Origin of the sequence: Streptomyces axinellae (assembly GCF_039532135.1) — a bacterium.
Classification (GTDB): Bacteria; Actinomycetota; Actinomycetes; order Streptomycetales; family Streptomycetaceae; genus Streptomyces; species Streptomyces axinellae.
Map to the genome: position 1 here is coordinate 1 of NZ_BAAARJ010000097.1, position 535 is coordinate 535.

The following is a 535-nucleotide window of genomic DNA, read 5'->3' on the forward strand; positions in this document are numbered from 1 at the left end:
TAAGCGAGTTCGCTACCCTCAATCCCGGCGACGCGGTCCTTATCGGCACGCCCCACTCCCGCGTCACGCTGCGCCCCGGCGACCGCGTACGTATTCTCGCCGACGGTTTCCCCGCGCTCGAAAACCCGGTTGTCGCAGAAGGAGAGCTGGCATGAAACAGGCACGCATTGAATGGCAGGGACAGGTACGCGACGTGCTGGTCAATGAACGCGACCAGGTGCGCCTGGACGATGGCACGGTATTAAAAGAAGGGGAATTCCGCTGGCTGCCGCCCGCCAACGGCACGCTGTTCGCGCTGGGGCTGAATTACGCCGACCACGCCAGCGAGCTGGAATTTAAACCGCCAACCGAGCCTTTGGTATTCATCAAAGCGCCGAACACCTTTACTGGCCACCAGCAGCAGTCGGTACGCCCGGATAACGTCGAATACATGCACTACGAAGCCGAACTGGTGGTGGTGATTGGGAAAACCGCGCGCCGCGTCAGCGAAGCCGAGGCTATGGATTATGTCGCCGGCTATACCGTGTGCAATGAC

2 protein-coding genes are annotated in these 535 nt (G+C 60.7%); both read left to right on the top strand.

What is annotated here, in order from left to right:
* Positions 1-155 (top strand): fumarylacetoacetate hydrolase family protein (locus tag ABD339_RS34000; RefSeq protein WP_425576185.1); only part of this gene is annotated, 155 nt, incomplete at its 5' end.
* The coding region (locus ABD339_RS33620; protein ID WP_344570956.1) for a fumarylacetoacetate hydrolase family protein at positions 152-535 on the top strand (384 nt) is incomplete at its 3' end. The genes ABD339_RS34000 and ABD339_RS33620, both read left to right, overlap by 4 nt.